Source organism: Legionella micdadei (assembly GCF_000953635.1).
Classification (GTDB): domain Bacteria; phylum Pseudomonadota; class Gammaproteobacteria; order Legionellales; family Legionellaceae; genus Tatlockia; species Tatlockia micdadei.
Window position 1 is genome coordinate 1,619,653 of sequence record NZ_LN614830.1, and the last position, 13,991, is coordinate 1,633,643.

The following is a 13,991-nucleotide window of genomic DNA, read 5'->3' on the forward strand; positions in this document are numbered from 1 at the left end:
TCTACAAGGTAGATTTGGCTAAAAAAATATCAATCGAATTTATTTTGTTCTTTTGGGGGCGATGAAAGTATTTTCATGAGGAGTAGCTTTGTATATATTAGAAAGAAAAATTAGTCAGAGTGATACAATGCGGTTTTTTTATATTTTGTTTTTCTTCTCTTTACTCATCGGTTGTGCCCAACAGCAGTATACTAACAGCTCTACAAAAAAATTTGTTTCTAAGCCTAATACCTATAAAACAACCCCTCATGGGGCAAAAAAGACTTATATGACAACGCAAAAAGACGGTGCTCCAACCGGTCCTATCCCCCGTTTTTTTAAAGAAATTAAGCCCAAAAAAGAACCTTTCAGCCGCTATGGGAATCCTGATTCTTATGCTATCGCTGGCCGAACCTATAAGGTTATGCAAAATCCAGGTGGTTATAAAATGCGTGGCATCGCTTCTTGGTATGGAACTAAATTTCACAGTAAGCGAACTTCCAGCGGTGATATGTATGATATGTATGCAATGACCGCTGCCCATAAAACCTTACCTTTACCGACTTATGTAAGGGTAAGAAATTTAAGCAATGGTCGGGAAGCAATTGTAAAGGTTAATGATCGCGGACCTTTTCATAGTGATAGGGTGATTGATTTATCCTACGCAGCAGCAGCCAAATTAGGCATATTTCCTAAAGGGACTGCTCCAGTCGAAATTGAGGCGCTCTCCACAGGAAACCATGCAGCTCGTTACTATATCCAGGCAGGTGCGTTTAATTCCCAGCAATTAGCTAATTTATTAAAAAAGAAACTAGCAAAATTGACTCCTTCCCCGGTTACTATCGAAAAATACAGGCAACGCTATATCGTCAAAGTGGGTCCTTTTGAAAATAAAAGGGTGAGTGATCATTTGCGAAACAAATTAGCACATAATGGTGTGAAGGGTACATTTTCTTTTTTGCAGTAGGCTTGGCATGATGGGTTCGCCTCTTATTACTATTGCCCGATAATTGCCTGGTATCATGTTGTGAGGCACTAGGCCTAGAGGTGGGGGAGCTGCAACCCCGAATTCTCTCTATCGTTTCCTGCTTAGGGTTACCTCAGTGGTTAGATGTTGATTTTCGGAAGTGTAAATCGCTCATCAGGGCAGTAAAAAATCTTACTCGCCAGCATAATTGGTATGTGCTGCATCAATAATGACCCGTGTACCTTTTTGCCCGCCACCAGGCAAATCTACAAACTCCTCATTTAACCATCTTGCATCTTCAGTGAACATCCTAATGCATCCATGACTTGCACGATAACCTGGGACATCTTCACTGCCATGCAGAGCATAACCGCGGAAAAAATGCATACAAAAGGGCATTTCAGCCCCGCCATTATTACCATCTGCCCGTCGAGGGAAAGCTGTAGAAATGCAATCAATATCCTGTTTGCGGATTATGCGGTAAGAGCCTGTTGGTGTGGTGCAGCCGCCGATTACTCCTTTGCAGGAATCTGAACCTGATGAAATGGGGCCCCACCAGAGTAACTCCCCATCTTCATCATAAGCGCCCCAAGCTAATTTTTCTTGGCTAATATAAATGGTTTTCTCACCGTCTGATTCAATATAGCGTGGAAAGGGGGATACGTCATAGATGGTGATGCGATCTAAATTTTTCGGCACAGCAATAATCATTCCGGCTCGCAATTTCACATTCATGCGGTTGACTCGTCTTACGATATCTCTTGTTTCACTGTCAGAAAATAAATTACTCCATGTTTGGCCATTTTTGATCGTAATGCAGTAGTAGTCAGGATCATTGCACAAGGTTTCTCCATACCTGACATAAGACCAAGATGCTGAGGCAAAGAAGACCATAATCAGTAATGGTATAGCCTTAAGCGACCGCTTCATGATGCCCTCGATTTAGCGACATTCTATTTTTGTTAACGGCATTTAAAAAAAAAACTTTATCAAAATAAAAAATCTTAATTATATTGTAAGGCAGGCTATTTTCATTTACCCGTACTAATCAATAATACGGGTAAATGAAATGAGAAAAACATTGATTTTTAGTGGCGTTTCATTCGTTCAAGTTCTTTTTCAATTTGTTCTTTGGTTAACCCGTAATGTTGCTTGAGTTTACCAAACAGCTTTAAATTGTCGCCGCGGATTTCTTCTAAATCATTATCAGTGAGTTTCCCCCATTGTTTCTTTAGCATTCCGCGTACTTCATCCCATTTTCCGCTTAACATTTCCCTATTCATTTTTAATTTCTCCATAAATTATATGCGGTATGACGTAAACAAATATAAAACGTATTGTTTACAAGAATAAAGTGTAGTCCGATATTTTTATTTGTAAAATAAATAATGGGAAAAATTAAATTATTTTTCAAATTTTCAAAGAGATAGAAAAATAGATTTAGTTGGCATTTTTGTTGCTTTAATGCCTTGAATAGGAAGAGAAGATCAAGATAATTTTAATTCTGTCATGCGATTGACTAGTTAGTAATAAAAGTAAAAAATTTCGTTATGTATTCTCCACTTTGATTGCCAGCCAAGCTTCGTGGATGTCGGTAAGTAGTTGATTAGCTTGTATTAACAATTCAATGTCGTTATGAAGATTCGCCTTTAATAAAATTTGTTGGATATAGTCGTACAACTTATCTAAATTAGCTGCGATTTCGCCGCCTTTTTCATGGTCGAGGCTTGTTTTTAAGCCTTCAACAATACTGATTGCTTTACTAATGTGCATGCCTTTTTCGCTAATTTCGTTGCGTTGGATATTGCCTTGAGCTGTCGCAATATGTGAACGTGCACCTTGGAGCAATAAATGGATCAGTTCATGAGGAGTGGCTGATTCAATACGTGTCTGTAATTCAATTGATTTATAGTGCTCGCAAGCTTGTAAGTAAGGATTTTTCATAATTAGTTCCTCTTCTGATTAAATTGTGGCAAGTTAGCTAATTGTCGTGATAAAAACTCACTCGTGCTTTGCATCTGGGCAAGAAGGGTATCTAAAGCTGTGAATTGTTTTGTATATCGATTCGTAAGAGACTCGGCCCTTAGCGCGAGCTGATCCCGTTGCCCATCAATGTCTTCTAAACCGTCGTTAATTTGCTCAGTCCTTGTCGCAAGATCACCTGAATCACCGAGATAACTCGATAAGAGATCATTGAAGAGGACGGCTAAGCCGTCTGTTACACGAATGTACCCGCGATTTCCTGTGCTACCTGCTAAAATTTCAAGTTCAAGCTCGCCAAACTGTCCTGTACCTTCTAAAGTAATTCCATCGGATGAAACCGCATTCACCCCTCCTATGGTACCTGCTAAAGAACTTCCAGGTGTGAAAGTGGTTAATACTAAATCATAAAGTCCTGCTGGAACATCTATTCCAACTGACTTGATACGAACACTTGGATCCGTCGCACTAGCCGATTTTGCAAAGAGAGTGGCTATCGCTTCAGGGTTACTTGCTAATACCGTGTTATAGACGTCATTGTCTAGGGTTAGCAAGCCTTTATTGTCGGTTTTTATACCGAGATCAGCAAGACTATTTACTGGACTGTCAAGAGGACTAATTGGTTGGCTAACTAAATTAGATAAATTAAATTTGAGTGCACGAATATCTGAATCACTTTGCAAAGGACTACTTTTCTTTGTTTCTTTATTATAACTGGTCAAGGAATTAAGCGTGGTCATGGCATCATTGTATTGCTTAATAAAATCATTAACCATTGCGGTAGTTTGATCCTTATTAGTAGCTACTGCTAAATTAATCGTAACTCCAGGTTGGGCTTTTAAAAGATTCAGAGATACGCCTTCAATAGCGGTATTTAATTGATTCGAACTTTGAGTAAGCAAAAGTCCATTGATGTATACTTGACTGTCGTTGGCTGCGATAGTTTCGGTAAGAGAATTAACACCTGATGTAGGATCATAAGCCAGCGCTGACAGCCCTAAATTATCGATGTTGTTGCCATCATTGTCGATTACCGAAATTTTCATAGCTGAGGCCTGCCCTGTTTGTGTACTCATTAAAGTTAGTCTGGCTCCGGAATTGTCTTGCACAATACTAGCTTGTACGGTTGAACTGCTGCTATTGATAGCGTCTTTGATGGCCAATAGGCTGTCTTGCCCAGGGATAATATTAATTGTTAGTGATTGTTGGTCAGGGTTTGCGGTAAAAGTCGTGTTATTGTTGCTGTAGGTACCAAATTCAATAGTGAGGCTACCACTGCCTATCGTCGCTGAAGAGCTTGAAAAAGGGGCTGAGGCAAGATTTTGTTGGGTAGCAAGTTGTTGAATTTGGATTTGGTAATTTCCTGTTGTAGCGTCGATGCTTGTTATGCTTGCTGAAAGTGAAGTCGAATCGCTTACATTCGCTGTTAGTGCCTGAAACTGCGTCATATCGGTAAGTTTCATTATTGAGGTCTGCAATTTGGCTAAGGCACTTTTAATTTGGCCCAAAGCAGAGAGCTGGGTACTCAAATTGGCTTCTTGTCTATCAAGCCTATTTTTTGTTGGACTAATCTCTGCCTTTACTAACGCGTCAACAATGGCTTTAATGTCAAGGCCTGACCCAATTCCTGGAGACGATATACTAGGCACACTGATTTCCTTATTGTTGAAATTTTTAAATTAAAATCGTCTGCTAGCAAAAAGCATACCAAATTTAAACCCGATCATTGATTGAGTTACGGATTATCTGTTCCAACACCATCATAAGCTGAGCATATTCGCTGGGAGAAATTTTCCGGATAACTGCTCCCGATAATTTAGTAGTAATGGTCTGCAGCAATTGAGTGGCTTCGTTAAATATTTGCCCAGTTTCAGATGAATCAGTTGCAGGATCTGCAGAGACTGCTTGGTTAGAAACGGCTTTGTTCTCATCCATGATCTTTGGCGAGCTTAAGAGCGTGGCATTAATGTTTGATAAATCAACGTTCATCATAAATCTCCTTATGCCAGGAATTCTAGGCATAAAAACCATCATGCAGTTTAAACTGCATGATGGTTAGATCCATCAATTATCCAAGTAACTTCAGCACAGATTGAGGCAGGCTGTTTGCTTGTGCAAGCATTGCCGTACCTGCTTGTTGTAGAATTTGTCCTTTTGTTAAATTTGATGTCTCAGCTGCGAAATCAGCATCTTGAATGCGGCTTCGTGCTGCGGAAAGGTTTTCTTCTACGTTTTGCAGGTTTGCAATGGTTAAGTCGAAACGGTTTTGCAAAGCACCCATTGCAGCGCGGTTCGAATTCACTGAAGTAAGCGCTGAATCAATGCGTAAAAGGGCTGCTTGTGCACCTGCTGTGGTCGTAACGTCAATGGAGTTGACTCCTAAGGTATCCTTAGCAATTGCGGCAGATAGGCCTAGTGTGGCAACTGTACCACCAATAGCGATAGAATTAATTGCGCTGATGGTTAAATTCCCACGTAAAGTAGCAGCAAATGGACCAGCAGTTACTGTCAAACCATCGGTACCTGCTGTAAAACCAGTACCGCTTTCGGTGACAGAGATATTGCGTCCATCACTGGCAGTTAACGTAATATCACCACCATTCAAGGTAGCTACAACACCAGTTTGGCTGCTCACACTGTTAATACCATCACGCAATTGGGTATTGCTTAATGCTGTTGAAACGTCAGTATTGGTAAATACAGCGACACCGTTAATTGTTAGGTTGTAAGTGTCACCGGCTGTACCACCGATAGGTCCTACCGTTTGTGTACCAGCGGTTACCGCAGTGACTTGTAGTCCTGCGATACCTGCGCCATTAATTGCCGCAGCTTTTGCGTAGGCAGAAGTTGCGTCTTGGCTGGCATCAGGACCGACGAAACCGGCACTTGAGTTGATGGATATGGGCGCACCGCCACCAAGGCTTATGGTAATATCAGTCGCAGCTGCACCGGATACAGCAGTACCAGTTTGACTGGCAATTCCGCCGATGGCTGAAGACATAATGCTGCCAATTGAAAAGGTGATGGTCTGGTTAGCGTTTGCCCCGACTTGGAAACTGGCATTTTGGAAGGAGCCATCGAGAACACGCTGACCATTAAATTGTGTGTTTTGCGCGTTTCTGTCCAATTCGGCTTGTAACTGAGTGATTTCTTGCTGAATTGCTTGACGGTCATCTGAGTTGTTGGTTGAGTTAGCAGATTGTAACGCAAGTTCACGCATCCGTTGTAAAATATTAGTGGTTTCTTGCATTGCGCCTTCAGCGGTTTGGGATAAAGAGATACCATCATTCGCATTACGGATTGCTTGATCCATACCTCTTATTTGTGCTGTCATAGCCTCAGAAATAGCCATCCCGGCAGCATCATCTTTTGCACTATTAATTCTCAAACCAGAAGAAAGCCGCTGGATCGCTGTTTGCATCATTTTTTGTGAAGCATTCAAATTGCGTTGAGCATTGAGTGACATCACGTTGGTATTTATCACCTCAGTCATACTGAATTCTCCTCGACTCAAATCCCTGAGATTTGGGATTTACCTTATTATCGATAAATTATCTTGTAAATTTATCGCACCCGAGAGAGTTATCGGTAAAAAGAGAAAAAACTTTAGCTCAACGTCATTTTCTCTAGAAAAAAGTGAATAAAAGCCGAATGTTATATCAAAATGTACAAATTTTAATTAAATTTAATTTAATCAGCTAATAAAACAAGCTCTTAATAAAATTTCAGGTTATACTATGTGCCATCAAGATTAATGGATCATTAATTTATGAGTTGGTTAAAAAAATTATTGCCTTCGAGGATTCGAACTGCTGCTTCTCAAAAAAAAGGGGTTCCCGAAGGGTTGTGGGTCAAATGCCTAGGTTGTAATTCTGTGTTATATCGTACTGAACTCGTTAAAAACTTTTCAGTATGTCCTAACTGCAATCATCATCATCGCTTATCTGCCCGTGATCGGCTAGCACAATTTCTTGATGAAAATGACCAAGAAGAAATTGCTGCTGACTTAGAACCAATTGATCGATTGAAATTTAAAGATTCTAAAAAATATAAAGACCGCATTAGTCAAGCGCAAAAATCGACTGGAGAAAAAGAAGCTTTAGTGGTTATGAAAGGCAGCTTGAAGCATCAGCCGGTTGTTGTAAGCGCGTTTGAGTTTAATTTTATGGGCGGCTCCATGGGAGCAACCGTTGGTGAAAAATTTGTTAGGGCAGTTAACGTTGCTACTGCAGAAAACAGAGCTTATGTTTGCTTTACGGCCAGCGGTGGGGCACGAATGCAAGAAGGCTTATTCTCTTTAATGCAAATGGCCAAAACTTCAGCTGCCCTTGCAAGATTTGGAGAGACGGGACTGCCTTTTATTGTGGTGTTAACTGATCCCACCATGGGAGGTGTTTCGGCTAGTTTTGCGAGCCTAGGCGATATCATTATTGCAGAACCTAACGCATTAATTGGTTTTGCGGGTCCTAGGGTTATCGAACAAACTGTTAGGCAAACATTGCCAGAAGGGTTTCAACGCAGTGAGTTTTTGCTAGAACATGGCCATATTGATATGATTATCGAACGTAAGGCATTGCGGTCAACCATTGCCGAGATAATTGCAAAACTATCTCATCGTGAAGTGATCAATGAAGCAGTATAAAAACTTTACTCTTGCTGAATGGCTTGATTTTCTTGAAAATCGCCATCAGCAGGAAATTCAACTCGATTTATCTCGTGTCCAACAAGTCGCTAAAACACTTGATTTGTTGCAACCCAAGGCTAAAGTCATTACGGTAGCTGGGACAAATGGAAAAGGTTCAACGGTCGCTACACTTGAGACGATCTATCTGGAAGCAGGGTACCAAGTTGCTAGTTACACCTCTCCACACCTGCTGATGTTTAACGAACGTATCCGCGTTAATAAAAAAAACATTAGTGATGAACAATTATGTCATGCTTTTTCAGCGATCGAGGCTGGAAGAGGGGATATTCCACTTACTTATTTTGAAGTGGCCACTTTAGCTGCTTTATGGCATTTTAAACAGCGGCAGCTGGATCTAATTATTCTTGAAGTGGGACTGGGTGGACGATTAGATGCGACAAACATCATTGCTGCTGATCTGGCCATTATTACAACTATTGATCTCGATCATCAAGAATATTTAGGGAACACGAGGGAAGCTATTGGTTTTGAAAAGGCCGGAATTTTACGAGCCAATAGGCCCTTTATCTTTGCGGATCAAAACCCGCCACAAAGCATAATTGATCAGGGATTGGCTCTTAATGCGCCAATGTATTTAAGTGAACGGGATTATAATTTCCGCCTTATAAATCAAACCATTGAATTAAAATTTCAAGGTGAGTATCTCGTATTCCCACAACCTAAATTGCATTGCAATTCAGTTGTTGCTGCTATCGTTGCCAGCTTATTATTGAAAGCAAAATTACCCATCAGTTATTCTCATCTCCAACAAGCGATAGCATATGTTTTTTTGCCAGGCAGATTGCAGCTGATAAAAGATAAAATGACGACACTGCTTGATGTGTCTCATAATCCACAGGCTGTAAATTATTTGGCCGATTTTGTAAGGAATTTTTCTCCCAGAAAAAAAGTTCATGCTGTATTTTCAGCACTCAAAGATAAAGATATTCGAGGGATGGTTGCCTCTTTGAAAGATTGTGTCGATTATTGGTATCCTGCGTTATTAAATGGCAAACGTGCAGCCTCAAGGCAACAGCTGGAAGACGCTTTGAGTTTGTGTTCCAATACCCCAATCTGTCATAATGATCCCCTTGCGGCATACCAAGCCGCGTGTAATAGCGCGAACGAAGGTGATTTAATTGTGGTTTATGGTTCATTTATTACAGTCAGCAAAGTGATGCAGGCTATTTATGAGAAACAAGGCTCTGTTGACAAGCAGTTGGAAGAAAGCCTAAGCTCCTGAATTTCAGCTTTTCGCTGAAGAGAAGCCAGAGGTCAATATAACCCACAGAACCGAGGAGATACGATGAAACTAGTGATTGATGAACGGGTTAAGCACCGACTTATAGGTCTTGCTGTTATCTTATCTATTGGTGCGATTTTTGCACCTGCGATTATGAAAAAATCAAATCAGCGAATTGATGGTAATGTTAATGTATCAGTCGAGTTACCACCTAAGCCCGCGCAACCAGATGTTGCTGTAGCCGAAAAGAATGCCATGTTTGAGAGTACTAAAGTTGCTCATGTTGAATTACCACAGGCGGGAGAAGACCAACTACCCGTTCCAGCACTTGCTAAGGCCGAGCCACTCAGTCAACCCGGTGAAATAAATCCCCATACAGTTGAACCCATTGATAAGCAGACCCTTGCCCAAGATAGGGATGCCCCCAATCTTGATGCAGAGAATTTTGCAAACGAAGAACAGGCCTTTACAAAAGAAAAAGTCATACCTGCTTCTAAAGTGAATACGGCAAATGTTGCTGTCGTTCATAAAATTGCCAAAGCAGAATCGTTTTTACCGAAGCCAAAATCTAAAGTTGTTGCTAAAAATAGCAAAACAGCAAAACCTGTAGCAAAGGCAAAACCAAAATTATCTTTGGTTAAATCCAAGCCTGCCGTAAAGCCGGTGGTTAAACGAGTGGCTAAAACTGAAGTTAAAGGCCGTTATGCTGTCCAGTTAGCAACCTTCACAAAACTGCGTAATGCAGATTCATTAATCTCACGGTTGAAAGGAAAAGGATATAAAGCGACTTATAAAAAAGTCAAAACAACTGAAGGAATGGTCTACAAAGTCATCGTGGGACAATTACAACAACGCGAGCAAGCAAAATTGCTACAAAAACGCTTAGCCAGTGCAGTGCAAATCAGGGGCTTTATTGTGACCACAGATCAGGGTTAAGTGAGATGTTGCATTGGGTGGATCTCGCCATAATTGTCATTATTGGTCTATCAATTTTGACAGGGTTAATCAGAGGTTTTGTCAAAGAACTTATCGCACTTTGCGTTTGGATTCTAGCATTCTGGCTAGCATACCATCATTCTCAAAGCCTTGATCCTTGGTTACAAAAATTCATTCAAGATAAAACTGCAAGAACAGTAACGGCTTTTATTTTAATATTACTTGCTACATTGATTGTTGGTGGTATTGTGAATGCCTTACTCAGTTTTATTTTAAGGCGCTCAGGGTTGAGTGGTACTGATCGTATCCTTGGTATGGCTTTTGGCTTTGCTCGGGGAGTATTCATTGTCGCTTTGATAATGGTGGTGATAAAAATGACATCCCTTCCCTATGATCAATACTCGCGTGAATCGAAGCTCTACGCAAAATTTGATCCTCTAGTAAGTTGGCTCTATTCGGTGATGCCTGATTTTATTAAAAAAGTTCAATTATTTGAAAGACAGCCTGAGATTAAAAAGCCCACGGAAAACCACCCTGCCGAAGGTGGAAAAGTAAGTATTATTGATCCAAATGATTATGAGCTTTCAGATGCCTAAAATCTCAAATTTTGGTAATTAATCAGGTAGTTGCTCTAACCTCCCAGCTTGTTTCCTAAATTTTGAATGTCTTCCTCAATATTTTCCACTATCTCACTGGCCTTGGTTGTTTTTATTTCTTTAAAGAAAGCAAAATCATTTTTACTAGTAGCAAAAGAATAAATGGCTAATGCAGCATGGAATGTTCCTAAAGTAATAAACCCAAATAGAATATTAGCTATGACAAAACCTACCTTGTTATTCTCAAATGTTGCCTTATTCTCTCTAATGAGTGTCCCTGCTGCTTGAATTTCAGCAGCGAAATTTTCCATACGATTCTCACTGACCATTTCTCTTAATTGATTAATTTTGATATTAAGTTGATTCACTAAACTATCTAACTGTTGTACCTGGTTAAAATCAAGGTCCGTTTGATTGTCTGGATTTTGTAATTCTTCAATTGAATCTACTATTCCCTTCAGATGTCCGCTAATGAAGGAAGGGGCTTTAGCTAAAAATGCCGAGGAGCTACTATCCTCAGGAAGTCCCAAAGTAGCAGCAATTGCCGACTTATTTGTTGCTACGCTCTCACGATAATCGATTGGTCTATCTAGGTTTACTCGTGAAAATAAGTGAATTGCTTCTTCAATGGAAAGTCGTGCACGAGCATCCGCGCGAAGCATTCCTTCTAACATTGAACGAATTATTTTTTGGTTTTCAGAGTCTAAGCCAGAGATGCCCATAAACAATGAACTTAGATCCACATTTTGAGCGTTTCTTGCGCATCTCTCGATTGACGTACAATTATAGCTAGCTAGATCGACATGCCATATTAAAGCCAGAACCCTCCCTAAGGAAAAGACATCAATTTTAACGGTTTGTTCTTGATTATAAAATATTTCGGGGGGAGCATAAACTGGGCTACCACAACATTTGCCATCAGGCTGATCAGCTTTGACGCTTAATCCAAAATCAAAAATATTAACTCCGATAGGATCAGAGTTTAAATCCACGAGAATGTTTTCTCCTTTTAAATCTCGATGGATAATCCCTTTATCTGTTACTTGTTCTTTAACTGCATTTAATAATAATTTGGTTAGTTCAACCCTTTCTTTTAAAGTTAAAGGTCTAACGTAGTCATAATCCAAAGCAATAATATCGAAGAGCTCTTTTCCCTTTAGTTTTTTCATAACTGTATAGCTAGTTGTTCCTTCAATAGTGGGAAGTTTTATTCCTAGGTGGGAAGCTTCTTTAGATAAATTGTATTCTACAAAGGCGGATCGTATTGGATTGTCGGCATTGTGTTTTTGAATTTTAACGACACGCGTCTTCCCATTCAGCCCATGAGGTTTAAATTGAACGTCATCCGAAGCAACTGCTAAAGTGCCTTCTATTTCATAAACTTCCCCAAATTGACCTTTACCTAGAAGCCTGTTACTAAGAAATTCATAGCGAAACCCTGACTTTCCCTCTTTACGGTCGCGCTTGACTACATCAGAGGTAAATTGGAATTCAGTGCCATCTTCGAAGGTATAAATTTGGCCTTGTTTCCATACTCTTATATCTGCTGATTGTGTATTAAAAAATCTCGCTAGTTTTTGCGAGTGTTCATGAGAAATGGCCGAAGGATTAATACTAATAGGCATAGTAATAACTCCAATACTGTTTATGCTAGTATATCTGACAATAATTAAGAAAATATTACGCACTTTGTCATGAAATTATTCATCTTGGTGAAGGCCAAGTAAAACCAGTTTGCCCATGTTCGGCGGCATATATAGCTAATGAGTGGTCGTCTGATATTCACAAAAGTAAAATGTAGGGTTGTGGTAATAAATTAAATGTGGGTTGTCTACCTTTCGTTGGGAACTGCTTATGATTGCTTAGAGTATAAACTTTCCCGCTTAATGTAACGTATAACTGCCTGAGGTAAAAAATCGGTGAGATCCCTGTTTTCACCGAGTTGTTCGCGAATCCAGGTAGAAGAAAAATTAAAATTGCCAGCATCAAAGCGGTAAATTAGGCCATGAGGTTGTTTAGTCATTGCCGTATCATCATGGGTTTCATGCTTAAGCAATAATGCTTTGATTAGAGCGTCATTAGTCTCTTCGGTAAATCCTGCACGTTTAATAACCAGCAAATTGGCAAGTGTTAGCAGTTTTCTCCAGGCGTGCCAGCGAGGTAGCTGGCTAAAAGCATCCGCACCCATTAAAAGGGTGATGGCTACATTTTCACCATATTCTTTCCGGAAATGCTGTAAGCTATCGACCATGTAGGAAGGGGTAGCCCGGTGGATTTCAGACAAGTCAATCTTAAAATTGTTTTGCTTGCTTTGGGAGGCCAAAGCAAGTTTTAACATTTGAATTCGTTGTTCAGGCGTTGCAACAGCGTGATTTTTTAGTACGGGTGTTTTGCAAGGTAAAAAAAGGAAACAATCAAAATTAAAATGGTTTTGCACATTAATCGCTGTATTAATGTGACCATTGTGAGGAGGATCAAACGTGCCCCCGTAAATAACAAGATTACGCAAAATGACCTACCTGCTTAGCTAAGCAAAGCGAAAGTGCGATTTGCTCCAATGCCTGCCAAATTTGATTATTTTGACTTGATTTTATACGTTCATCGGTTGTTTTACAAAATTGCAGCAAATGAAACAATTCCGGCAATTGCGCTCTTTTGCAGGCTGATTGGTAAAGTCTGGCTTTTTGTGGCCAAATTTTTAATTGATTACAAGCAGCATTGAAGGATACTGATTGTTGATGGGTTAATTCTAATAACTGAATTAATTGCCTAATTTCCTGAGTTAATAGCCATAAAATCAGAGTAGGTTCAACTTTGCTATTCGCTGCATAGCGTAATAAATGAATAGTTTTGTCTGAATTTTGTGTCAAACAAGCATCAGCTAATTCAAAAAGCTGGTAATCACATTGATCAACAAGCTGTTCCTGTACAAGTTTTGTTGTAAAAACAACATTGGGATCGGCAATGAGTTCAAGCTTTTCTATTGCTTGCGCACAAGCGTACATATTACTCTGAGTATACTGATAAATTAAAGCCGGAATTTGAGGTTCAAACTTTATTGCTTTTTTCCGTAGCTGCTCACTAATCCAGGTTTGTAACGCAGTAGCGTTGAGAGGGCTTGCTTGTACACCATGGACGCAATCATGGTCAATTAACCATTGTAGTTGTTTGAGAGATAAATTAGGGGCACGTAGGAGAAGTAAACATGAGCTGTTAATAGCTTGCAAATAATGAGTGAAAAAGATTTTAGCATTTGCCTCAATTGTTTTTTTCTCATATCGAATATCGATTAACATGCTGTTAGAGAATAAGGAGTAGCTGTTTGCTTTTGTATCTAATAAAGCCCAATCAGAAGGGGTGTCCACGTATAAAATCGTTTCTTCTGATTCATGATTATTTGCCGCCTGCCAAGCTGATTTAATGGATTGTGCTGCTTGGTCTAATAGATATAGATCCTGACCAAATAAGACATACAGTGCAGCGAGTTTTTGATGCAAGATTGCTTCTAGTGCTTGCAGTTTAATAAGCATAAATGCCTCACAGTGTCTTAATTTCCAAATATACAGTTAGGGGATCCAAGCCGGTAGTGTAAGATTGGGTCGTTTA

14 protein-coding genes are annotated in these 13,991 nt (G+C 39.8%); 5 read left to right on the plus strand and 9 right to left on the minus strand.

Annotated elements, in window-relative coordinates:
- Window positions 1-88 precede the first annotated feature (88 nt).
- Window positions 89-946 carry a septal ring lytic transglycosylase RlpA family protein gene (locus LMI_RS07165; RefSeq protein WP_416419463.1) on the plus strand — a complete coding sequence of 286 codons (858 nt, stop codon included), beginning with the start codon at window positions 89-91 and terminating at the stop codon, window positions 944-946.
- A 192-nt stretch (window positions 947-1,138) separates the two neighbouring features.
- On the opposite strand, the gene LMI_RS07170 is transcribed toward LMI_RS07165, so the two are convergent.
- From LMI_RS07170 to LMI_RS07195, 6 genes are all read right to left on the minus strand, one after another.
- Window positions 1,139-1,840 carry a L,D-transpeptidase gene (locus LMI_RS07170; RefSeq protein WP_416419471.1) on the minus strand — a complete coding sequence of 234 codons (702 nt, stop codon included), beginning with the start codon at window positions 1,838-1,840 and terminating at the stop codon, window positions 1,139-1,141.
- A gap of 194 nt (window positions 1,841-2,034) precedes the next feature.
- Entirely contained in the window at window positions 2,035-2,229 is a 195-nt protein-coding gene (locus tag LMI_RS07175) for a CsbD family protein (protein WP_045099184.1), read from the minus strand.
- A gap of 265 nt (window positions 2,230-2,494) precedes the next feature.
- Entirely contained in the window at window positions 2,495-2,890 is a 396-nt protein-coding gene (gene fliS, locus LMI_RS07180) for a flagellar export chaperone FliS (protein ID WP_045099185.1), read from the minus strand.
- Between the two features lie 2 nt (window positions 2,891-2,892).
- Window positions 2,893-4,575, minus strand: a complete 1,683-nt coding sequence (fliD, locus tag LMI_RS07185) for a flagellar filament capping protein FliD (RefSeq protein WP_045099186.1) — start codon at window positions 4,573-4,575, stop codon at window positions 2,893-2,895.
- A 64-nt stretch (window positions 4,576-4,639) separates the two neighbouring features.
- Complete coding sequence (locus LMI_RS07190) at window positions 4,640-4,918, minus strand: hypothetical protein (protein WP_143000987.1); 279 nt, start codon at window positions 4,916-4,918, stop codon at window positions 4,640-4,642.
- A 76-nt stretch (window positions 4,919-4,994) separates the two neighbouring features.
- Complete coding sequence (locus tag LMI_RS07195; RefSeq protein WP_045099188.1) at window positions 4,995-6,419, minus strand: flagellin N-terminal helical domain-containing protein; 1,425 nt, start codon at window positions 6,417-6,419, stop codon at window positions 4,995-4,997.
- Window positions 6,420-6,695: 276 nt separating this feature from the next.
- On the opposite strand from LMI_RS07195, the gene accD reads away from it, so the two are divergent.
- From accD to LMI_RS07215, 4 genes are all read left to right on the plus strand, one after another.
- Window positions 6,696-7,568, plus strand: coding sequence for an acetyl-CoA carboxylase, carboxyltransferase subunit beta (gene accD, locus LMI_RS07200; protein WP_045099189.1), 873 nt, complete (start codon window positions 6,696-6,698; stop codon window positions 7,566-7,568).
- Window positions 7,555-8,853 (plus strand): bifunctional tetrahydrofolate synthase/dihydrofolate synthase, encoded by a 1,299-nt coding sequence (folC, locus tag LMI_RS07205; protein WP_045099190.1) that lies wholly within the window; start codon window positions 7,555-7,557, stop codon window positions 8,851-8,853. The genes accD and folC overlap by 14 nt, the downstream gene beginning before the upstream one ends.
- A gap of 63 nt (window positions 8,854-8,916) precedes the next feature.
- Entirely contained in the window at window positions 8,917-9,789 is an 873-nt protein-coding gene (locus LMI_RS07210) for an SPOR domain-containing protein (RefSeq protein WP_045099191.1), read from the plus strand.
- Between the two features lie 5 nt (window positions 9,790-9,794).
- Entirely contained in the window at window positions 9,795-10,385 is a 591-nt protein-coding gene (locus LMI_RS07215) for a CvpA family protein (protein ID WP_082050720.1), read from the plus strand.
- A gap of 35 nt (window positions 10,386-10,420) precedes the next feature.
- Here LMI_RS07215 and LMI_RS14880 read toward each other — a convergent pair whose 3' ends face one another.
- From LMI_RS14880 to holA, 3 genes are all read right to left on the minus strand, one after another.
- Entirely contained in the window at window positions 10,421-12,010 is a 1,590-nt protein-coding gene (locus LMI_RS14880; protein ID WP_052679483.1) for a protein kinase domain-containing protein, read from the minus strand.
- 227 nt (window positions 12,011-12,237) lie between these two features.
- Complete coding sequence (gene nadD, locus LMI_RS07225) at window positions 12,238-12,894, minus strand: nicotinate-nucleotide adenylyltransferase (RefSeq protein ID WP_045099192.1); 657 nt, start codon at window positions 12,892-12,894, stop codon at window positions 12,238-12,240.
- The gene (holA, locus tag LMI_RS07230) at window positions 12,887-13,915 is read right to left on the minus strand and encodes a DNA polymerase III subunit delta (RefSeq protein ID WP_045099193.1); all 1,029 of its coding nucleotides are present in this window, start codon (window positions 13,913-13,915) and stop codon (window positions 12,887-12,889) included. The genes nadD and holA overlap by 8 nt, the downstream gene beginning before the upstream one ends.
- Window positions 13,916-13,991: the final 76 nt, after the last annotated feature.